This is a genomic window from Paraburkholderia sp. MM5384-R2 (assembly GCF_014201025.1).
Taxonomy (GTDB): domain Bacteria; phylum Pseudomonadota; class Gammaproteobacteria; order Burkholderiales; family Burkholderiaceae; genus Paraburkholderia; species Paraburkholderia tuberum.
On sequence record NZ_JACHDI010000001.1, the window covers coordinates 594184 to 614469 of the forward strand.

Annotated in this window: 15 protein-coding genes and 2 pseudogenes; 7 read left to right on the forward strand and 10 right to left on the reverse strand. The window is 64.4% G+C overall.

All coding sequences use genetic code 11. The features are described 5' to 3' along the window. Positions 1-40 precede the first annotated feature (40 nt). A complete protein-coding gene (locus HDG37_RS02865) occupies positions 41-1282 on the forward strand; it encodes an EmrA/EmrK family multidrug efflux transporter periplasmic adaptor subunit (protein WP_184044115.1) in 1242 nt (413 codons plus the stop codon). After that, the gene (locus HDG37_RS02870) at positions 1164-2879 is read left to right on the forward strand and encodes a DHA2 family efflux MFS transporter permease subunit (protein ID WP_260332718.1); all 1716 of its coding nucleotides are present in this window, start codon (positions 1164-1166) and stop codon (positions 2877-2879) included. The genes HDG37_RS02865 and HDG37_RS02870 overlap by 119 nt, the downstream gene beginning before the upstream one ends. Before the next feature lie 124 nt (positions 2880-3003). Here HDG37_RS02870 and truB read toward each other — a convergent pair whose 3' ends face one another. From truB to rimP, 5 genes are all read right to left on the reverse strand, one after another. After that, complete coding sequence (gene truB, locus HDG37_RS02875; RefSeq protein ID WP_184044119.1) at positions 3004-3939, reverse strand: tRNA pseudouridine(55) synthase TruB; 936 nt, start codon at positions 3937-3939, stop codon at positions 3004-3006. A gap of 78 nt (positions 3940-4017) precedes the next feature. Then, a complete protein-coding gene (rbfA, locus tag HDG37_RS02880; protein WP_008922231.1) occupies positions 4018-4383 on the reverse strand; it encodes a 30S ribosome-binding factor RbfA in 366 nt (121 codons plus the stop codon). A gap of 222 nt (positions 4384-4605) precedes the next feature. After that, a complete protein-coding gene (gene infB / locus HDG37_RS02885) occupies positions 4606-7527 on the reverse strand; it encodes a translation initiation factor IF-2 (protein WP_184044121.1) in 2922 nt (973 codons plus the stop codon). 94 nt (positions 7528-7621) lie between these two features. Continuing rightward, on the reverse strand, positions 7622-9097 hold the full coding sequence (nusA, locus tag HDG37_RS02890) for a transcription termination factor NusA (RefSeq protein ID WP_176120042.1): 1476 nt from the start codon (positions 9095-9097) through the stop codon (positions 7622-7624). Beyond that, on the reverse strand, positions 9094-9552 hold the full coding sequence (rimP, locus tag HDG37_RS02895; RefSeq protein WP_006052964.1) for a ribosome maturation factor RimP: 459 nt from the start codon (positions 9550-9552) through the stop codon (positions 9094-9096). The genes nusA and rimP overlap by 4 nt, the downstream gene beginning before the upstream one ends. Before the next feature lie 655 nt (positions 9553-10207). Here rimP and HDG37_RS02900 point away from each other — a divergent pair. Beyond that, a pseudogene (locus tag HDG37_RS02900) lies at positions 10208-10677 on the forward strand (transposase); the annotation flags it as partial. Positions 10678-10979: 302 nt separating this feature from the next. Here HDG37_RS02900 and rluB read toward each other — a convergent pair. From rluB to HDG37_RS02920, 4 genes are all read right to left on the reverse strand, one after another. Next, a complete protein-coding gene (gene rluB / locus HDG37_RS02905) occupies positions 10980-12755 on the reverse strand; it encodes a 23S rRNA pseudouridine(2605) synthase RluB (RefSeq protein WP_184044123.1) in 1776 nt (591 codons plus the stop codon). A gap of 63 nt (positions 12756-12818) precedes the next feature. Further along, positions 12819-13862, reverse strand: a complete 1044-nt coding sequence (scpB, locus tag HDG37_RS02910; protein WP_184044125.1) for an SMC-Scp complex subunit ScpB — start codon at positions 13860-13862, stop codon at positions 12819-12821. Between the two features lie 375 nt (positions 13863-14237). Further along, on the reverse strand, positions 14238-15458 hold the full coding sequence (locus HDG37_RS02915) for a pyridoxal phosphate-dependent aminotransferase (RefSeq protein WP_184044127.1): 1221 nt from the start codon (positions 15456-15458) through the stop codon (positions 14238-14240). Between the two features lie 190 nt (positions 15459-15648). After that, positions 15649-16551, reverse strand: coding sequence for a LysR family transcriptional regulator (locus HDG37_RS02920; protein ID WP_184044129.1), 903 nt, complete (start codon positions 16549-16551; stop codon positions 15649-15651). Between the two features lie 403 nt (positions 16552-16954). Between HDG37_RS02920 and HDG37_RS02925 the strand changes: the two are divergent. Both HDG37_RS02925 and HDG37_RS02930 read left to right on the forward strand, forming a co-directional pair. Then, positions 16955-17350 (forward strand): annotated as a pseudogene (locus HDG37_RS02925) (transposase); the annotation flags it as partial. A gap of 335 nt (positions 17351-17685) precedes the next feature. Further along, positions 17686-17937, forward strand: a complete 252-nt coding sequence (locus HDG37_RS02930) for a hypothetical protein (protein WP_184044131.1) — start codon at positions 17686-17688, stop codon at positions 17935-17937. 372 nt (positions 17938-18309) lie between these two features. Here HDG37_RS02930 and HDG37_RS02935 read toward each other — a convergent pair whose 3' ends face one another. Further along, positions 18310-18633: a hypothetical protein gene (locus tag HDG37_RS02935; protein ID WP_184044133.1), complete on the reverse strand. Its 324-nt coding sequence runs from the start codon at positions 18631-18633 to the stop codon at positions 18310-18312. A gap of 265 nt (positions 18634-18898) precedes the next feature. Here HDG37_RS02935 and HDG37_RS02940 point away from each other — a divergent pair, with 265 nt between their 5' ends. Further along, positions 18899-19618, forward strand: a complete 720-nt coding sequence (locus HDG37_RS02940; protein WP_409259883.1) for a YdcF family protein — start codon at positions 18899-18901, stop codon at positions 19616-19618. Between the two features lie 199 nt (positions 19619-19817). Beyond that, positions 19818-20057, forward strand: a complete 240-nt coding sequence (locus HDG37_RS02945) for a hypothetical protein (RefSeq protein WP_184044135.1) — start codon at positions 19818-19820, stop codon at positions 20055-20057. Positions 20058-20286 lie beyond the last annotated feature (229 nt).

The window sequence follows — 20286 nt, forward strand, 5'->3', positions numbered from 1 at the left end:
CGAATAAACGACGACGTTCAAAAGAACCCGGAGCACATCAATGAGCACCCCCCAGCAGCCCGCCACTCCACCGCAAGCGGCGAACAACGGCAAACGCAAGCGCATGATGACGCTGCTCGTCATCGTGATCCTGATTGCCGCGGTCGCGTACGGCCTGTACTACTTCCTCGTCGCGCGCTTCCATGAAGACACCGACGATGCCTACGTGAGCGGCAACGTCGTGCAGATCACCCCGCAGGTCACGGGCACCGTGATCGCGGTCAACGCGGACGACACCCAGGTCGTCAAGGCCGGCGACCCGCTCGTCGTGCTCGACCCGGCCGACGCGCGCGTCGCACTCGAACAGGCCGAGGCCAATCTTGCGCAGGTGGTACGCCAGGTGCGCGGTCTGTTCGCCGACGACAGCCAGTACGAAGCGCGGGTCGCGGCGAGCCAGGCCGATCTGTCGCGCGCCCAGGACGACTTGAAGCGCCGTATGACGGTCGCGCAGACCGGCGCGGTATCGCAGGAAGAAATTTCGCACGCACGCGACTCCGTGAAGAGCGCGCAAGCCGCGCTCGACGCCGCCAAACAGCAACTCGCGGCAAACCGCGCGCTGACCGCGAACACCACGATCGCCGATCACCCGAACGTGCAGGCCGCCGCCGCGAAGCTGCGCGACGCATACCTGAACCACGCTCGCAATACTCTGCCGGCGCCGGTCACAGGCTATGTCGCAAAACGCTCCGTGCAGGTCGGCCAGCGCGTATCGCCCGGCTCGCCGCTGATGGCGATCGTGCCGCTGCATGACGTGTGGGTCGAGGCGAACTTCAAGGAAGTGCAACTGAAGCACATGCGCATCGGCCAGCCGGTCGAACTGACGGCCGACGTCTACGGCTCGTCGGTGCCGTATCACGGCAAGGTGGTCGGCTTCTCGGCCGGCACGGGTTCGGCGTTCTCGCTGCTGCCCGCGCAGAACGCGACCGGCAACTGGATCAAGGTCGTGCAGCGCCTGCCGGTGCGTATTTCGCTCGATCCGCAGGAACTGGAGAAGCATCCGCTGCGTATCGGTCTGTCGATGCAAGCTGACGTGAACATCAAGGACGACACCGGCGGCCAGCTCGGTCAGGCGCCGTCCACGACTTACCAGACCAACGTCTTCGACAAGTACGGCGCGGAAGCCGATGCGGAAATCGCGCGCATCATCTCGGAAAACGCCGGCACGAACTCGAACGGCGGCGCGCAGAAGTCGACCGCGGCCAGCGCCGCGGCCGCCGCGAAACCGGCGGCCCATAAGAGCTGATGGTCCGCCCGATGATTCATGGAAGGCTCTTTTAATGGCTCAGGCTCAGGCGCAAGTCCCTCACCCGCCGCTCGAGGGCGCGCAACTGGTGATCGGCACCATCGCGGTATCACTCGCCGTGTTCATGAACGTGCTCGACACGTCGATCGCGAACGTGTCGATCCCGTCGATTTCCGGCGACCTCGGCGTATCGTCCGACCAGGGCACATGGGTGATTACGTCGTTCGCGGTGGCCAACGCGATCTCGGTGCCGCTGACCGGCTGGCTCACCGACCGCATCGGCCAGGTGCGGCTGTTCATGGCGTCGATCGTGCTGTTCGTGCTGTCGTCATGGATGTGCGGGCTGTCGCCGAACCTGCCGTTCCTGCTTGCGTCGCGCGTGCTGCAAGGCGCGGTGGCCGGCCCGATGATCCCGCTGTCGCAGACGCTGCTGCTCGCGAGCTATCCGCGCGCGAAGGCGCCGATGGCGCTATCGATGTGGGCGATGACCACGCTGATCGCACCGGTTGCCGGTCCGATCCTCGGCGGCTGGATTTCCGACAACATCTCGTGGCCGTGGATCTTCTACGTCAACATTCCCGTCGGCGCGGTCGCGGCCGCCGCGACGTGGATGATCTTCCGTAACCGCGATTCGCTCATCAGGAAGGCGCCAATCGACGGCGTCGGCCTCGGTCTTCTGATCGTCTGGGTCGGCTCGCTCCAGGTGATGCTCGACAAGGGCAAGAACCTCGACTGGTTCTCGTCGACGACGGTCGTCGTGCTCGCGCTCCTCGCGGTGATCGCGCTCGCGTTTTTTATCGTGTGGGAGTTGACGGCCGAGCATCCGGTGGTTGATCTGTCGCTGTTCAGCCGGCGCAATTTCACCGGCGGCACGATCGCGCTGTCGATCGGCTATGGGCTTTACTTCGGCAATCTCGTGCTGTTGCCGCTGTGGCTCCAGACCGATATCGGCTACACGGCGACCGAAGCCGGACTCGTGATGGCACCCGTCGGTGTGTTCGCGATCCTGTTGTCGCCGCTGACCGGCAAGGTGCTGCCGCGTACCGATCCGCGCTATATCGCGACGCTGTCGTTCCTGATTTTCGCGCTGTGTTTCTGGATGCGCTCGCGTTATACGACGGGCGTCGATACGTACTCGCTGATGCTGCCCACGCTGATTCAAGGTATCGGTATGGCCGGCTTCTTTATTCCGCTCGTGTCGATCACGCTGTCGGGCTTGCCGGGCCATCGGATTCCGGCGGCCTCGGGACTGTCGAACTTCGTGCGGATCATGTGCGGCGGTATCGGCACGTCGATCTTCCAGACCGCCTGGGATCACCGCACGATCATGCATCACGCGCAACTGACCGAACAGGCGAATGCTTACAACCCGGCGTTCGGTCAATCGATTCATCAGATGGGCGCGGCGGGCCTGGATCAGCAGCAGACCTATGGTCTCTTCAACACCATGGTCACGCAGCAGGCCGCGCAGCTCGGCGTAAACGATCTGTTCTTCATTTCGGCCGGTATTTTTGTCGCGCTGATCGCGCTGATCTGGATCACGCGGCCGGAACGGGCAGGCGGCGATGCGGGAGCGGCGGCGGCCGCGGCGCATTGAGGGGGGTGTTCGTGGTGTTGCTTTAGTTCGACACCGCTCCACCGGAGGGCATGATCAAAACGGGATCGCTCGATGGCGATCCCGTTTTTTTATTGTCCGCGCCGGGCTGGCAAAACGGCGACCTCTAGCTCTCCGTCGTCACGATCAGACGGTCGGGTGCGAGCACGCCTTCGCCCGGCTTCGCGACCCCCAGAAGCCGCCCCTGCGCCGAGTACACCCTCACGCGCGGGGCATTCGCCGCGTCGGCGGCGATCGTCAGCGACGACAGCTTCAGGCGCTGGCCGTGAAGGAAGCGGCGCGTGTCATCGTCGTTCAGACAGACCTGCGGGAACGTGGACAGCAGCGCGTCGACCGGCTGCAGCCATGCGTCGCGTTCGAGTTCGGTCGCGTAGGACAACGCGTCGAGCGTGACCGAATGCTCGAGCGTCAGCGCGCCGACGCCCGTGCGCCGCAGCGCGACCAGATGCGCGCCGCAGCCGAGCGCTTCGCCGATATCCTCGGCAAGCGTGCGCACATAGGTGCCCTTGCTGCACGTCACACGAAACGTCACATCCGGCAACGCGCACGCAATCAGCTCGAGCGCGCGAATCGTCACCTGCCGCCCTTCCCGTTCGACCGTCTGGCCGGCGCGCGCGTACTCGTACAGCGGCTTGCCATCGCGCTTGAGCGCCGAGTACATCGGCGGAATCTGAACGATCTCGCCGATGAATTTCGGCAAAGCCGCCCGCACCGCCGCTTCGTCGCAGTCGACGGCGCGGATGTCGAACGCCTCGCCTTCGGCGTCGCCGGTGGTCGTGCGGATACCGAGGCGCATCGTCGCCTCGTAGCTCTTGTCGGCTTCGAGCAAGTCTTGCGAAAACTTGGTGGCCTCGCCGAAACACAGCGGCAGCAGGCCGGTTGCCAGCGGATCGAGCGTGCCGGTGTGGCCCGCCTTTTTCGCCAAATAAAGACGTTTCGCGCGAACCAGCGCGTCGTTGCTCGACAGGCCGAGCGGCTTGTCGAGCAGCAGCACGCCATCGAGCGCGCGACGCGGCACGCGGGGGCGTTGAGGTGCGGTCATGTCGAGGGAGGCAGAACGTTCGGGAAATGCGAAAAACGGCGCCGCGCGCTACATGGAACGCCACGGCATGGCAGACGCTCAGTCGTCTTTCGCACGCGTGGAATTTGCCTCGTCGATCAGACGCGACATCTCCACGGCGCGCTCGATCGTCTTGTCGTAGTGGAAATGCAGCGTCGGCACCGTGTGGATATGCAGGCGCTTGAACAGCAGATTGCGCAGATGGCCGGCAGCGTGCGTCAGCGCTTCGAGCGTTTGCTGCGGGTCGCCCGTCAGCGTCGTGAAGTAGACCTTTGCGTGCGCGTAGTCGGGCGTTAGCTCGACGCTCTGAAATGTGACGATGCCGATGCGCGGATCCTTGACCTCGCGCAGAAGCTCAGCCAGGTCGCGCTGGATCTGATCGGCGATCTGCACGTTGCGATTGGGAGTAGTACGTTTCTTAGGCATGGTGTTGTGTGCTCCGCTAACACGGATGCAAAAAATTGGTTCGCGCGAGCCGTGTTCGATATTCGTTCGATACGACGGCGTCGCGGTCGCCGCGGCGGGGTGAGAGTCCATTTGCGACGAACGCGGCAACCAAGCCAGCAACAAACTCGACAATGCGAGCTCAAAAACAACGGGCGGAGCGGGCGTCAAGCCCGTTCCGCCCGTTGTGCCGTGCCGCGCGAATTACAGCGTACGCGCGACTTCGGTGACCTCGAAGACTTCGAACTGATCGCCTTCGACGATATCGTTGAAGTTCTTGATCGACATACCGCACTCGAAGCCCTGACGGACTTCTTTCACATCGTCCTTGAACCGCTTGAGCGAATCGAGTTCGCCCGTGAAGATGACGACGTTGTTGCGCAGCACGCGCACCGACGACGAGCGCTTGACGAAACCGTCCGTGACCATACAGCCGGCCACCGTGCCGACCTTCGGCACCTTGAATACCTGGCGTACTTCCACCGTGCCCGTCACGACTTCGCGCTTCTCCGGCGCCAGCATGCCCGACATTGCCGCCTTCACGTCATCCACGGCGTCGTAGATGATGTTGTAGTAGCGGATGTCGACGCCATTAGCTTCCGCGAGCTTGCGAGCCTGCGCATCCGCGCGGGTGTTGAAGCCGATGATGACCGCCTTCGACGCCGTCGCGAGATTGACGTCCGACTCGCTGATGCCGCCGACCGCTCCGTGCACGATCTGCACGCGTACTTCGTCGGTGGAGAGCTTCTGCAGCGACTGCACCAGCGCTTCCTGCGAACCCTGCACGTCGGCCTTGACGATGAGCGGCAGGTACTGCACTTCGCCCTCGCCCATCTGCTCGAGCATGTTCTCGAGCTTCGCGGCCTGCTGCTTTGCGAGCTTGACGTCGCGGAACTTGCCCTGACGGAACAGCGCAACTTCACGCGCCTTGCGCTCGTCCGGCATCACGATTACTTCTTCGCCAGCCTGCGGCACTTCCGACAGACCCTGGATTTCGACCGGGATCGACGGACCCGCGGACTTGGTCGGCTTGCCGGTTTCGTCGAGCATGGCACGCACGCGACCGTAGGCGCTGCCTGCCAGCACGACGTCGCCGCGGTTCAGCGTACCTGACTGGACGAGGATCGTTGCGACCGGACCCTTACCCTTGTCAAGCTTCGCTTCGATGACGAGACCCTTGGCCGGCGATTCGACCGGTGCCTTCAGCTCCAGCACCTCGGCCTGCAGCAGCACGTTTTCGAGCAGATCGTCGATGCCCGCGCCGGTCTTCGCCGACACCGGCACGAACGGCGAGTCGCCGCCGTACTCTTCCGGCACGACGCCTTCCGTGACGAGCTCCTGCTTCACGCGCTCCGGATTCGCTTCCGGCTTGTCAATCTTGTTGATCGCGACGACGAGCGGCACGCCGCCAGCCTTCGCGTGGGAGATCGCTTCCTTCGTCTGCGGCATCACGCCGTCGTCGGCGGCCACCACCAGGATCACGATGTCGGTCGCCTTCGCACCGCGGGCACGCATTGCCGTAAAGGCTTCGTGACCCGGCGTGTCGAGGAACGTGATCACGCCGCGCGGGGTTTCGACGTGGTAGGCGCCGATGTGCTGCGTAATACCGCCCGCTTCGCCTGCCGCAACCTTCGCGCGGCGGATGTAGTCGAGCAGCGAGGTCTTGCCGTGGTCGACGTGGCCCATCACCGTGACGACCGGCGGACGTGGCAGCGCTTCGGCGTCGCTCGCTTCGCCTTCGACCAGCATGGCTTCCGGATCGTCCAGCTTCGCCGCGAGCGCATGGTGGCCCAGTTCCTCGACGATGATCATCGCCGTTTCCTGGTCCAGCATCTGGTTGATCGTGACCATCTGGCCGAGCTTCATCATCACCTTGATGACTTCCGAAGCCTTCACCGCCATCTTGTGCGCGAGATCCGCGACCGTGACGGTTTCCGGCACATGCACTTCACGCACGATCGGTTCGGTCGGCGCCTGGAACGTGGTGCTCTGCTCCTGATGCTTGCCACGCCCCTTCGGACCGCCGCGCCAGCCACGATCGACGCCGCCGCTCGAATCGCCGCGCGTCTTGATGCCGCGGCGCTTCGCTGCGTCGTCCTGCCAGCCGCTCTTACCTCCGCCCGGCTTCTTCTTGTCGCCCGCCGACGGTGCGCTCGCGGGCGCCGGAGTCGCGGCGGTTGCCGGCTTTCTCGCTGCCGGGCGCGCCGGTGCTTCACCAGCCGGACGCGCCGGCTTATGCAGCGTGCCCTTGGCTTCGGCCGCCTTGGCCGGCTCGGCGGGCTTCGGTGCCGGTTCCGGCGCCTTCACCTGCGCCTTGCGCGGCGTGTTCATCATTTCGCGAATCGCGCGCGCTTCGGCTTCGGCCGCCGCGCGGCGCTTGGCGATTTCTTCCTGTTCGGCGCGCGCCTTTTCGGCGGCCACGCGCGCGGCGTCTTCCGCTTTCTTCGCGGCTTCGCGTTGCGCGGCGCGTTCCGCTGCCGCGCGTTCGTCGTCCTGCTCGTTTGCCTTCTCGGCAACCGGTGCAGCGGCTTTCGCCGCCGCCTGCTGGGCCTTCTCGCGAGCCGCCGCCTCGGCCGTAGCCGCTGCGCGCTTCTTTGCATCTTCTTCCGCGCGCTGACGCTCGGCTTCCGCGGCCTGCTCGCGCGCCTGACGGTCGGCTTCTTCGCGCTCGAGCTGTTCCTGGCGCGCCTTCAGCTCCTGCGCCTGCTTTTCGAGCAGCTCAGCTTCGTGACGTGCTTCTTCCTCACGACGCTGCAGTTCGAGATCTTCTGCGTCCGCATTCTCGGCCACATGATTCGATGCATCCCCGCCTTCCGCGACAGTCTCGTCGCGGCGGACGAACGTGCGCTTCTTGCGCACCTCGACCTGAATGGTGCGAGCTTTGCCCGTCGCATCGGACTGCTTGATCTCCGACGTATGCCGTTTCGTCAGCGTGATCTTGCGCTTGTCTGCATCAGTCGAGCCGTGAGACTTGCGCAAGTGGTCGAGCAGACGCGCCTTGTCCGTTTCGGACAAGGAGTCGGCTTCGCTCGCTTTTGTGACGCCAGCTGCCTGCAGCTGCTCAAGCAGCACGCCTGCAGGCATTTTCAGTTCCGCGGCAAATTGGGCTACGTTGTTACTCGCCATTCATTCCTCTTAATGCAAGGACCGATTCCTTGCGGTTAGCATCGGGTCATGCGGCCTGACGGCCGCGTTCAATTCAGTGCGCCATGGTCATTTCTCACTGGAACCAGTGTTCACGTGCTTTCATGATCAACGCCTTAGCGGCATCCTCTCCCATCCCAGTCATCTCGACCAGTTCATCCACGGCCAGCTCGGCGAGTTCGTCGCGCGTCTGGATCTGATGTTCGGCCAGTTTCGCGAGCAGGTCGGCGTCCATGCCGTCCAGGCTCTTCAGGTCGAGCGCTACATTCTCGACCTTTTCTTCGTTCGCGATCGCCATCGTCAACAGCGCGTCGCGCGAGCGGTTGCGCAGTTCGTGAACGGTGTCTTCGTCGAATGCCTCGATTTCGAGCATTTCGTTGAGCGGCACGTAGGCGATCTCTTCGAGGCTCGTGAAGCCTTCGTCGATCAGGATGTCGGCGACTTCCTCGTCGACATCGAGACGCGCCATGAACAGGTCGCGCAGGACGCCGCGCTCCTGATTCTGCTTCTGCGCAGATTCGTCCGGCGTCATGATGTTGATCTGCCAGCCGGTGAGCTCGCTGGCAAGCCTCACGTTCTGACCACTGCGGCCGATCGCGACCGCGAGTTCGTTCTCGTCGACGACGACGTCCATCGAATGCTTTTCTTCATCGACGACGATCGACTGCACGGCTGCCGGCGCGAGCGCGCCGATCACAAACTGGGCGGGGTCTTCCGACCATAGCACGATGTCGACGTTTTCGCCACCGAGCTCGTTGCGTACGGCCTGCACGCGCGAGCCGCGAATACCGACGCAGGTGCCGATCGGATCGATGCGCTTGTCATAAGCCACCACGCCGATCTTCGCGCGCACGCCCGGATCGCGAGCCGCCGCCTTGATCTCGAGCAGGCCCTGCTCGATTTCCGGCACTTCCATCTCGAACAGCTTCATCAGGAATTCCGGCGCCGTACGCGACAGCTCGATCTGCGGACCACGCGCGGTGCGGTCGACCTTTGCGATATACGCGCGCACGCGGTCGCCCACCCGAAGGTTTTCCTTCGGGATCAGCTGGTCGCGGCGCAGCAACGCTTCGACGCGGCCCGATTCGACGATGAAGTTGCCCTTGTCGAGGCGCTTCACCGAGCCGGTCATGATGTGTTCGCCGCGCTCGAGGAAGTCGTTCAGGATCTGCTCGCGCTCGGCGTCGCGCACCTTCTGCAGGATCACCTGCTTGGCGGCCTGCGCGCCGATACGGCCGAATTCGATCGACGGCACCGGCTCCTCGATGAACTCGTCGAGCTGAATATCGGGCTGCTGCTCGCGCGCCTCGAACAGCAGAATTTCCTGATCCGGTTCCTGCAGACCTGCTTCGTCCGGCACCACCTTCCAGCGGCGAAACGTTTCGTGCTCGCCGCTTTCACGGTCGATGTGGACGCGGATATCCGCATCTTCTTCGAAGAGTTTCTTGGAGGCCGAAGCGAGAGCCGCTTCGAGCGCGGCAAATACCACGTCCTTATCGACATTCTTCTCGCGTGCCAGCGCATCCACCAGCATCAACACTTCGCGACTCATTGTTTGCGGCTCCTAAAGTCAACTTTCGGAACAAGGCGCGCCTTGTCCATGTCCGCGAGCGTGAAATCGAGCATCGCGGCCCCTTCTTTTCCTTCAAATTCCAGACCGATCGTCTCGCCTTGCGGAGCATGCAAAATGCCCCGGTACGATTTCCGACCGTCCAATGGCTTTTTCAGTGTGATAACCGCTTCGCTGCCCGCGAAACGTTCAAAATCCGCCAGTTTCTTCAGCGGGCGATCGAGACCGGGTGACGATACTTCGAGCCGCTCGTAATCGATATTTTCGACCGTCAGAACGTGCTGGAGCTGACGCGTGACTTTCTCGCAGTCTTCGATTGCGATGCCGGCTGGCTGGTCGATATAGATACACAACATGCCGCGCCCGGTGCGCTCGAGATCGACGAGCTCGTAGCCGAGTCCCACGACCGTGGTTTCAATCAGTTCCGTCAGTTGCACAGTGCCCTCTTAGATGTTCGCGCAGCGAGCCTCGCCTCTTCTGCAAACAACCAATGCGGGCCGCGCGCCAAGCCGGCGCACGTTCGTGCGAACCCGAGATGCCGAACCACGATGAACTGAACGGCAAAAAAAAATGGGCTCAACGCCCATCATCTTATTGCCGGTGGTCGCACCTGAGCCGCACATGAAACCGTACGCCCAGCGACTTCGCGATTGTAGCCATTTTCCGGCCCAAACGCAATCCGCGGAACGCCGGGCGATGCGCATTTCCGTTTGATTTGATAGGAATCTTTCGACAATGTGGCGGCAAATCCGGGCTTTTGCAAGGTCGCCCGAGCCGTCGGGAAGGGGAGCCGGACGGGCTACGCCAACTCTTTGCGGCGATGCGTCCTGTCGGTCTTCAGCGCAGGTTCGCACAGCGTTTGACGCATCGGAACGCCGTTCGAACGCGGCAAACAAGAGGCGGCATGAAATCGCCAAAAACGATTAACGGCTCGGCCGGGAAGCACTCGACATTGCTAGTCAGTATGCAGTATGACTCCCGTGAGGCAATGGCTGGCCCGCCGTAAGGAATCAAGCGCGGGTTAGCATTGCAGCCAGAGCAGCACAGTGCGGACACGGCCGCTCCCGGCGATTTCCGACACGGGAGGCCAGCATGGAAGACGATAGCTCGCTGTGCGTCGGTCTCGATGTACACAAGGACTCGATCAAAGTCGCGTATGCGCCGGGCTCGGGCGAAGTCGAACTGCTGGGCAAGATCGGTATGACGCAGGCTGATATCGACCACCTGTGCAGGCGCCTGCAGTCGAAAGTGCGGCACATCTGCGTTGTCTGCGAGGCCGGTCCATGCGGCTACGGACTTTACCGGCAGTTCGTGCAGAAGGGATTCGGGTGCATCGTGTGCGCCCGATCGCTGATTCCGAAAAAACCGGGTGAACGGGTCAAGACTGAGCGGCGTGATGCGATCAAGCTTGTGCGGTCTTTGCGCGCCGGTGACCTCTCCGCAGTGTACGTGCCGAGCGACGACGACGAAGCGTTCCGCGATCCGGCACGGACGTGGGTGGCGCCAAAGACGACCTGAAGCGCGCACGGCAACGCGTGAAGGCCGTTCTACTCTCGCCTGGGACGAGTAACCCGCGACCAGGCTACGCAACGGACTACTGCATCCGACTTGCGGTTCCAGATAGCGGCAGGCTCATTGGGCGGACATCTGTAGTGCGGTACCCAACCCGCGGATATCAGCTTGATCCACCGCCGAAATGTACTGCTACGCCGCCCTGAGGAAATTCCGGCAACATGAATTCGAGAAACTAAAAACCCGATCCCGATTGACACCGGGAGTCATATCAGCCTGGCAGGTCATGCGAACTGCACCAAAGGGTATGGCCGTTCAACGGCCACTTCTCAAACGCGGTACAGCGCACCGCTCAACGGCCGCGCGAGCGACCGCGCGCCGTGCCGCCGCCACGATTCGCGCCGCCCGAACCCGCGTTGCCGCCGGCACGGTTGGCGTTGCCGCCACGATTGCCGCCCGGCCCGCGATTGCCGCCGCTGTCGCCGGACGCGCCGGCACGCTTGCCGCCAGTGCGCGCACGGTTCGCGTTGGGCGACGACGCGCGATTGCCGTCGACGTCGCGGCCGCGCTGCCCCCCGGTGCCGCGATTGCCCACACCGACACCAGAACCAGTGCCGCCCCCCATGCCCGCGCCGAAGCCACCGCCCGCCGCGCCACGGCGACCCTGTCCGCGCGGCTGCTGCTCGAAGCGGCTGTGCGACATCAACACCGGCTCGCGGTTGATAAAGCCCATCGACGTCTGCATCGGATCCGGCTGACGACGCTCCGGCGCCGCATTGCGGCTACCGCGCTCCTCAGTCGGCGCCTTCAGGCCGACCGATGCCATCAGTGCGCGCACCTGATTGTCCTCGAGTTCTTCCCAGCGGCCGCGCTTCAGACCACGCGGCAGGGAGATCGGGCCGTGGCGCGTACGGATCAGCCGGCTGACCATCAGGCCGGCCGCTTCGAACATGCGGCGTACTTCGCGATTCCGCCCTTCGGCGAGCGCGACGTGGTACCAGTGATTCGTGCCTTCGCCGCCGCCGTCGCGAATGCGCAAGAAGTTCGCCGGGCCGTCCTCGAGTTCGACGCCGTTTAGCAGCTTCTGACGCATACCCTCGGCGAGTTCGCCGACGACACGCACCGCGTATTCGCGCTCGACGCTATAACGCGGATGCATGAACCGGTTCGCGAGATCGCCCGAGGTGGTCAGCATCAGAAGACCTTCGGTGTTGAAGTCGAGACGCCCGACCGCGACCCACTTGGCGGTTTTCATCGGTGGCAGCTTGTCGAACACCGATGGACGGCCTTCCGGGTCCGCGTGGCTGACGATTTCGCCGGTCGGTTTGTGGTACAGCAGCACGCGCGGCGGCTTGCTGGCGAGCCTGCGCTTGACCGGCTTGCCGTTGATGCGGACCTGGTCGGTCGGCATGATGCGCTGGCCGATGTGCGCCGGTTCGCCGTTCACCGACACGCGGCCGGCGATGATCAGCTCTTCCATATCGCGGCGCGAGCCCATGCCCGCCTCGGCGAGCACCTTGTGCAGCTTCGGCGCGTCGTCATCGGGCGACAGCACGCGCTTCGGGCCCGCTGCCTTGCCACCGCGCAGCATCGGCGCGCGTACGCCGCCAGTCGTGGTGTTGTCGGCATCGAATGCGGGCGACGTCACGTATGAGAACAGATCGTCCTGAGCTGACTCCGCAGCCGCATCGGCGCCGCGGCGATTCTGGCGCTGGCCCTCACGTTGACCTTCGCGCGGCTGACGTTCGCGCTGGTCTTCGCGTGATGCGCCCTCGCGCTTCGCACCGCCAGCGTTACGACGCCCGCCATGTTTCGCGCCCGCGTCCTTGCGCGGCGTGCGCACCTGGGCGACGACCTCGCCGTCCGGCGGCGTTTCGGCGACGACCGGCGCGCCTTGCGCGGGCGCGCCCTCGGCTGCCTTCGTCTTCGCGCCGGCGCGGCGTCGCGCGATCAGGCTGCGCGGCCCGCGACGCAGACCGCGGCGGGGGCGCTCTTCGCCCTCTGCTTCCGCGCCATGAGCCGGGCGCTCGCTCTCGCCTGTCGCCGCTTGCGTAGTGCGTTCGTCGGTCCGCGCCGACGGCACGGGGCGCTCGGATTCGGACGAATCGGTGTCGTGGGTATGTGTCAAAACAACCTCAAAATGTCAGGTCGCGCGCGCCCGTTGCGGGCGCGGCAAAAAAGTACGGTTACGTCAGGCGCTGCGCGACTCGGTTTCGTCGTCGGTCAGAAAACCTGCGTCCTGCGCGGCATCACGGCGATCCTCGGGATCGTCGTGCGCCGCCTCGATCGGGTTCGGCTCGGCAGCGTGCTCCGTATTGCGAGCTACGCCCGAGCCGTGCGCGGGTGTTGCCGGATCGGTCTGGGCGACCGGATCGTAATGCTGTGCCGAGCCGGCGACGCTGGTCTGCGCTGCCGCGGGTGCCGGTTCGGGCTGTTGTTGCGTGTCGTGCAGCGCGCTCGACGCGCCTGACGCACTCGTCGTGCCGGCCTGCCCGGTCGCTTCCGCACGGGGCTGCGGTTCGAGCGTCGACTCGGCTACCGTCTCGGGCGGCGCTGCTTCAAATCCCGACGCGGCATGCTGCACCGCTTCCGGCGGAGCCGGCTCGCCAGCCTCACCCGCGATGTCGTGCCCGGCATCCTGCACCGGCTGCTGCATGCTTTGCGCGTCGCCCTCGGCAAACTCGATCGCGTGCTGACCCAGCAGATCCGCGTTCAGTTGTGCGGACGGATCGGCAAGCGGAGGCAACTCGTCAAGCGCCGTTAGACCAAGGTCATCGAGGAACTGGCGCGTGGTCGCATACAGCGCCGGACGCCCCGGCACGTCGCGATGACCGATCACCTCGATCCAGCCGCGATCCTCGAGCTGCTTGACGACCTGCGTATTCACCGTCACACCGCGAATTTCTTCGATATCGCCCCGTGTCACCGGTTGCCGGTAGGCAATGATCGCGAGCGTTTCGAGCACCGCGCGCGAATATTTCGGCGGTTTTTCCGGATGCAGCCGATCCAGGTACGAACGCATCGCGGGCTTGCTTTGAAACCGCCAGCCCGACGCCAGCCCGACCAGCTCCACACCGCGCCCAGACCAGTCCCGCTTCAGGTCTTCGAGCAAGGTCCGAACAGTGTCCGCCGACACGCCGTCGGCAAAGAGCTTGCGCAATTCGCCGAGCTTTAACGGCTCCTGCGCGCAGATCAAGGCAGTCTCGAGGACGATCTTCGCCTCTTGGGTATTCATGCAGCTAGGTCAGACCCTGTGGTCAAAGAACCGGATCAAACAGACGATGTGGAACTGAAGACGCGCTCGCCCGATTCTGATCGGTCATATTGATGGGAGCACGCACCGGGGGGTGGCGAACAGACTTATCGAGCCAGACCCAGCCGGACGGAGCGGCGATATTCCTGAAAGGAATCGCGTGACTGAGCGCCATATTACGCAAAAACGACCGGGGCGTAAAGCCGCGATCTGCCGTGCATCTTCTGCTGCGGCGCCAACCGGGGTAGCCGCGCCCGCCCGGGTCGAGTCGACAGCAAGAAGATTCTCACGATTCGCGGCTTTTCGCCGCTCGCGGTGCGTCAACACGAAGCGCGGGGGGCGTACGAGCCCGCATGATCAGGCCCCGGCGTGGCGCGCCAGAAACCGCGTCAAGCGCTCGACGCCGGCATCGAGCCGCACCGTATCGCACGCATAGCACCAGCGCACGAACCCCTCGCCCTGCGGCCCGAACGCGCTGCCCGGTGCCACGCCGAGCCCGACCTCCCGCACCATCGCCTTGCACAAATCGAGACTGCGCGTCGAGCCCGGCATCGAGAAGAACAGATACATCGCGCCCAGCGGGGCCTTCACGTCGACGCCGGGAACCGCCGACAGCGCGCGCACCAGATGATCGCGCGACGTCCTCAGGTCGCGCACCAGTTGCTGCGTAAAACGCTCGCCCTGCTCGAGCGCCGCGATGCCCGCCTGCTGCACGAACGACGGCGCGCACGACGTGTTGTACTCGACCAGCTTCGCCAGGTCGTCCATCAACGCGGTCGGCGCGACGATCCAGCCGAGCCGCCACCCCGTCATCAGCCAGGCTTTCGAGAACGAATTCACACAGATCACGCGTTCGTCGCGTGTCGCGAGGTCGAGAAACGATGGCGCGGTGCGCACACCGGCCGCCTGGGTGGCGTCATCGCCGGGATAGTAGAGCCGCTCATAGACCTCGTCCGCGACGATCCAGATGCCGTGCCGCCGGCAGTGTTCGAGCACGCTGCGCTGGTCGTCGCGATTCATCACCCAGCCGGTCGGGTTGTTCGGCGAGTTGATCATCAGCATCTTCGTGTCAGGCGTCAGCGCGGTCAGCAATCGCCCGACGTCGAGCGCCCACCCGCGTTCGCCGTAGCCGAGCGCGACGGTTTCGACATGCGCGCCGAGAATCTTCGGGATTTCGACCAGATTCGGCCATAGCGGCGTCACCGCGACGACGCGGTCGCCGCCGCCGACCACCAGCTGCGCGGCGAGCATCAGCGCGTTGACGCCCGCGCTCGTGACCGCGACGTGCTCGGGCGACGTCGCCCCGTGCAACTCGCTGACGTAGCCCGCAAGTGCCGCGCGCAATGGCGCGATGCCGAGATTGTGCGTGTAAAACGTCGCGCCGGCGGCGAGCGCGGCGCTCGCGGCGTCGCGAATGAATGCGGGTGTGACGCGATCGGACTCGCCGAACCAGAACGGCAGCACGTCGTCGACGCCGAAACCGGCGTTCGCGACTTCACGGATTTGCGATGGACGCAGCGCGCGTACGGCGTCGCGCGCATTCGGGATGGAGGGCACGGGCAGGTCCAATTCGCTCATCGAGGCTTCCGGGTGGGTGAAGGATAAGAGGCGCGAAGCGCAACCGCGAAGGCGTGCGCGATGAAGATGGCAGTTTAGCGCGCCGGGTAACCGGACAGCGGCGCAGCGCGTAGAGGTAGGCGGCGAGTGGGCGGCGGGCCGCGCCCGGCGCCAATCCACCAGTCGAACGGATCGCACGCGATCCCGCCCGTTAATTCAACTCCTCGGCCCGGCCCGGCAACTGGCGGATCAGATTCCACACCGCCTCGGCCGCGGGCGACAGCGACCGGTCGCGCCGCCGCACCAGTTCGACGAGGCGTTCCGCGCGCGGCACCAGCGGACGCGCGACCAGCGACGCCCCCGCCGGCAGCGGCAGCGCGAGCCACGGCAGCACGCTGATCCCGACGCCCGCCTCGACGAGCCCGAACACGGTCGCCGAATGGCCGAGTTCCTGCACCACGGTGGCGTTCACGCTCTGCGCCTGCATCACGGCATCAATGATGGGGCGGCTGCCGGACGCATAATCGAGCATCACGAGTTGCTCGCCGTCGAGGTCCTTCCACGTAACCTGCTCGCGAGCGGCGAGCCGGTGATCGTCACGCGACACGATGCAGAACGAGTCCGTCATCAGCGTCTCGCTGAGCAGATCGTCGTCGGAGAACGGGCCGATGATCACGCCGAAGTCCACTTCACCCGACTTCACCTTGCGCACTACGTCGCTTTGCACGTCGTCGCGCAGCCCAAGCGTCACATAAGGAAACTGCTGTCCGCACGACGCGACTACGCGCGGCATCAGCCGGCACGCGACGGTCGGGCTCGCCGCGACCACCACGCGTCCGCGGCGCTGCTCGCCGATTTCGCGGATCTCGCGCAACGCGTCGTCGAGATCCCCCAGCAGTCGCGACACACTCGCCACGAGGTTGCCGCCTACGTCGGTTAGTTGCACTTCGCGCGTCGTGCGATCGATGAGCTTCATGCCGATCTCGCTTTCGAGTTCGCGCACGCAGCGACTGACCGCCGACTGCGTGAGGCCGATTTCGGCGCCGGCCCGACTGAAGCTTTGCAAGCGCGCCACCTCGATGAAAACCCTGAGCTGTCGCAGCGTCACATTCATTTGTTCACCTCATTAATAGCGCAGATTGATGCGCATTGTACGACCAAATACGTGCGGCAAAGCACCGTCCACGTGGCCGCTGCAATGCAGCAAAAAAGCGCGAACGCACGCCAGCCGGGCTTTTCTGCCCCAGATTGGTGATTGTCCCGATTTGCGAGATGGGTTTTTTGGATTCTTATACGGCCCTGGCTGGCGCCCGCGTTGGCCCGCCGCCACGGGGCTTTCAGGCAATCGGCAGCAGATTGGCACACTTCGTGCGTTGTGAAACGCACAGGGAGGGCGCCATGATTTCCGATGGCAATCCGTGGCAAGCCCGTCCCCTTTGGCACTCGCCTATCGAGTGCGTGAAGAGTGCGCGGCGCGGGGCAGCGCACCGGAGTTAGCTTCGCTGAGGTGAAACATGATGCTGTTCGACGATTTGAGAGATAACGAATGGGCGCTGGTCGAGGCTTTGTTCTGCGCCGAGCCGGCGCGCAGCGAACGGCGCGGTCGACCGCGCGTGGAAGCTCGGGCGGTGGTCAACGCCGTGCTTTGGGTGTTGTCGACAGGCGAAGGCTGGTCCAAGTTGCCGGGCCGCTACCCGTCCCCCCCGACTTGCCGCCGGCGCTTCGACGAGTGGCAAGCCGATGGCACGCTCGCTGAAATTGTGAAACGGCTTGGCACGAGCGGCCGCGAAATCTCGCTGCGCGGCCGGATCGGCGCAACGGCCGCGAAACCGCCGGCACCGCCGAGCCGCGACCGCCTACGCGGCGCGTTCTGGACCAATCCGGAATCGTGGCGCGCGCCGGTCAAGATGGCCTGATGCGAAACTACGCGGTCACCGGGCGCCTGTAGGCGCCCGGTTTTTTATCCAGCCGACTTTTCCACGATTGCGTGCGCGCCCACGACCCGCCAGCATTTGACGGTCGCCGCGAGACGCTGTCTTCTCCGCTTTGCGCGCCCCTTTCGTCGCGCCTCCCGCACGACCGCCACAGCGCTCCTTGCGCGCTGCCTCAGACCGCCAAACTACCCGATAGCTCCGGGTGAAACATCCATTTACTATTAATTACAGCGTGCTTTCGTCCCCCGGCATACGTTAATACTTATGCAAACAGGCCTTGAGTCGAGGCGCTCGAGGTTGAGGGGGATTTCGGAATGAAACCAATGTCACTGGTGTTGTGCGGCATTGTGATTTCATCGATGGCCGCGCCCGCAATTGCGCAACAACGCCCGCAAGGGTGGAACTGGCGCCCGGACCGCCAAGCCACGCTGGAAGCGTGGCAGCAGAGCGAGGCCCATAATCGCGACTTCACGCCGCCGACGCCGCGTGGCGATCTGCGCGGCGATATCGCCAGCAATGTGCGGGCACGGCCCAATGCGCCGCGTGAGGATCAGCGGCGGCGTTGATTTGCCAAGTCGCCGCTCGGACGGCGCGTCGCGCGGCGCGGTGCCCAGTATCTTGCATTGCGCACTTACGATCGGGGAACCACCGGACGCGGCACCAGTCTGACTCAACGCCATTAGCACAGCGTGGCAGTAGTAATTCCGGTATGCCCGTATCTTCGCGATACGGGCTTTTTTTCGCCGTCGAGGCGTTGATGGCATGGAAGGCGCGCAACGGCATCGACCTGCGCGGATCGCGTCGCCGCCTTGTCGATGGGAAGCCGAGATTCGCCCCCGGACGTGCACGGCGACGGGTCGACCTCAGCGACGGCCCGCCGAGGGGGCGACAGGCCCGGGCGGACAGTGACTCAGTTCAGGTAAGCGATGAACCTTGAGCTAAGATCTGACTTCGGCTGTCGCGGCGGACTGCGGTTCGGCCGCGCCGAGAACATAATCGTGCATGCGTTGCGCTGTCCATGTGAGCAGACGCTCGTCGTGCTCGAGCCGCGCAAACTCCGCTTTGCCGCGTTCGGTGAGCACCGCGATGTCGACGGGAGCATGAAAGCCTGGCGCCGGTGCGACGGTTCGCTGACGAACGGTGTCCATCAGCCCCAGCGCGCGAAGATATTGGAAGACACCCGGCCTTCTGGCCCAGGGAACCTGACGATATTGCGCTCGCCGCAGCGCTTCAAGTACCGCTTCGTTGGAATACGTGGTCATCTCACTTCTTTCTTAAAGTGCAGCTATGACACATTCATGCCCACGCGTCACTGCGCCACCGGCGACGCGCGTAGCACCCGCTCCTGGTCGGAAGCTCGCCGCCTGTCTGACGGCGGATTTCCGCCAGGTGCTGCCTGGTCTCGTTTTCGGAACCCCCGTCAGAACGGCATGTTAGCGTTCTCTCCATGAACCGACGATGCAACCGCCGCGGCGCGATGGCAGGCCCGTGGATTTGTCCCGAAAGACATACGTTACCCCATTTAAATTGATTCTATTCACTTTATTAGCGCTTTTTTTTGCAGCAATCGTGCTATGGAAACGTGCGCGCCGGCCGCTCATCGTCTGCATGATGGCGCTGTTCTGGCTGCTCGCGGCCGGCTGGCTAACCGCGCCACTGCTCGATCTGGCGCAGCCCCAACGACAGAGCGCCACGGCCGCCACCTTCGCGCCACGCACCGCGATCATCCTGCTCGGCGGCGGCACGGTCTACGACCACGACCACGTGCTGGTGCCACCGCGCGACGTACTCTCGCGCATCGAGGTCAGCGCGCAGAACTACGCGGCCTGCAAGCGCACGACGAGCACGTGCCGGGTGATCGTCAGCGGCGGCAATCCGCAGCGGCATAGCGCGACCGAAGCCGACACCTACCTGCCCTATCTGCTGCGTCAGCAGGTGGCGCGCTCGGACATCGTGCTCGAGCAAAGCAGCCGCACGACCTATGAGAACGCGCGCAACGTCTCGGCTATTGTCGGTCAATCACATTACGACACGTTGATACTCGTCACCTCCGCGTATCAGATGCCGCGTGCGCTGCTCGATTTTCAGCGCTTCGGCGTCGAGCCGCAGCCGCAGATTTCGAGCGCGCGGCGCGCGCGGATCGGCGTGCTGCCGCGCTTCGCCAATCTCGTGGCCGCGGAGATAGCGTTGCATGAACTGATCGGCCTCGCGCAATTTCACCTGTATCGCGCGATCGGCTGGTTCTGACGAACGATGTAGGCCGCTGCGCTCTCGCACTCGAGGACGTCGCGGTTTATTCAACCAGCGTCCAGCTATTACAAAACGTAACAAGTGTTGAGCGCGGTTACAAAGCCATCGGCTGGAGAAGAGTTTGCTCGATAGAATGCATTGTCTTTCCCACTGGACAGGCAATACTCGGGTCCACCACCATTCTACGGAGGTAACGATGAAGAAAGTGTCCTTGGCGATCCTGGTTTCCTTGTGTGCCGCAGCCAGCGCGGCTCACGCGCAGGACAACGGCATCACGACGAGCACCGATCCGGCGAAGGCCGCCGACGTCGAGCAGCGTGCGCAAGATTTGCAAAACCGCGAGCAGTCGATGGGAAGCGCACCGGCCGCGCCGGCCAAGCATCACAAGATGGCTCCGCATCATCCGAAGAAGGGTGCCGACGCGTCGGGCACCTGAGCGACTTCGCGGATCTCGCCTCGCGGCCTCGTCGTGAAGGTGAAAAAGCCGAAGCTGGCAGCGCCGGTTTCGGCTTTTTTTATTTGTGCGACCCGCTCGCTGCTGGCAAGGTACTCCGGGCGCGCACCGGCCTGGCAAGCAGCCGGCGCTCTGCTCTTCGTATGCTAAAGTCGCGCACCGACCGGCGAGCCGCCGGCATCCCCTAACCCGTGCGCACCCTGGTGCGGAG

Bases quoted from the DNA above. Each gene is read 5' to 3' on its own strand.
- HDG37_RS02865 (WP_184044115.1), top strand. From the start codon at position 41: ATGAGCACCCCCCAGCAGCCCGCCACTCCACCGCAAGCGGCGAACAAC.
- HDG37_RS02870 (WP_260332718.1), top strand. From the start codon at position 1,164: ATGCGGAAATCGCGCGCATCATCTCGGAAAACGCCGGCACGAACTCGA.
- truB (WP_184044119.1), bottom strand. From the start codon at position 3,939: ATGACCGCACCTCAACGCCCCCGCGTGCCGCGTCGCGCGCTCGATGGC.
- rbfA (WP_008922231.1), bottom strand. From the start codon at position 4,383: ATGCCTAAGAAACGTACTACTCCCAATCGCAACGTGCAGATCGCCGAT.
- infB (WP_184044121.1), bottom strand. From the start codon at position 7,527: ATGGCGAGTAACAACGTAGCCCAATTTGCCGCGGAACTGAAAATGCCT.
- nusA (WP_176120042.1), bottom strand. From the start codon at position 9,097: ATGAGTCGCGAAGTGTTGATGCTGGTGGATGCGCTGGCACGCGAGAAG.
- scpB (WP_184044125.1), bottom strand. From the start codon at position 13,862: ATGAATACCCAAGAGGCGAAGATCGTCCTCGAGACTGCCTTGATCTGC.
- HDG37_RS02915 (WP_184044127.1), bottom strand. From the start codon at position 15,458: ATGAGCGAATTGGACCTGCCCGTGCCCTCCATCCCGAATGCGCGCGAC.
- HDG37_RS02920 (WP_184044129.1), bottom strand. From the start codon at position 16,551: ATGAATGTGACGCTGCGACAGCTCAGGGTTTTCATCGAGGTGGCGCGC.
- HDG37_RS02930 (WP_184044131.1), top strand. From the start codon at position 17,686: ATGAAACCAATGTCACTGGTGTTGTGCGGCATTGTGATTTCATCGATG.
- HDG37_RS02935 (WP_184044133.1), bottom strand. From the start codon at position 18,633: ATGACCACGTATTCCAACGAAGCGGTACTTGAAGCGCTGCGGCGAGCG.
- HDG37_RS02945 (WP_184044135.1), top strand. From the start codon at position 19,818: ATGAAGAAAGTGTCCTTGGCGATCCTGGTTTCCTTGTGTGCCGCAGCC.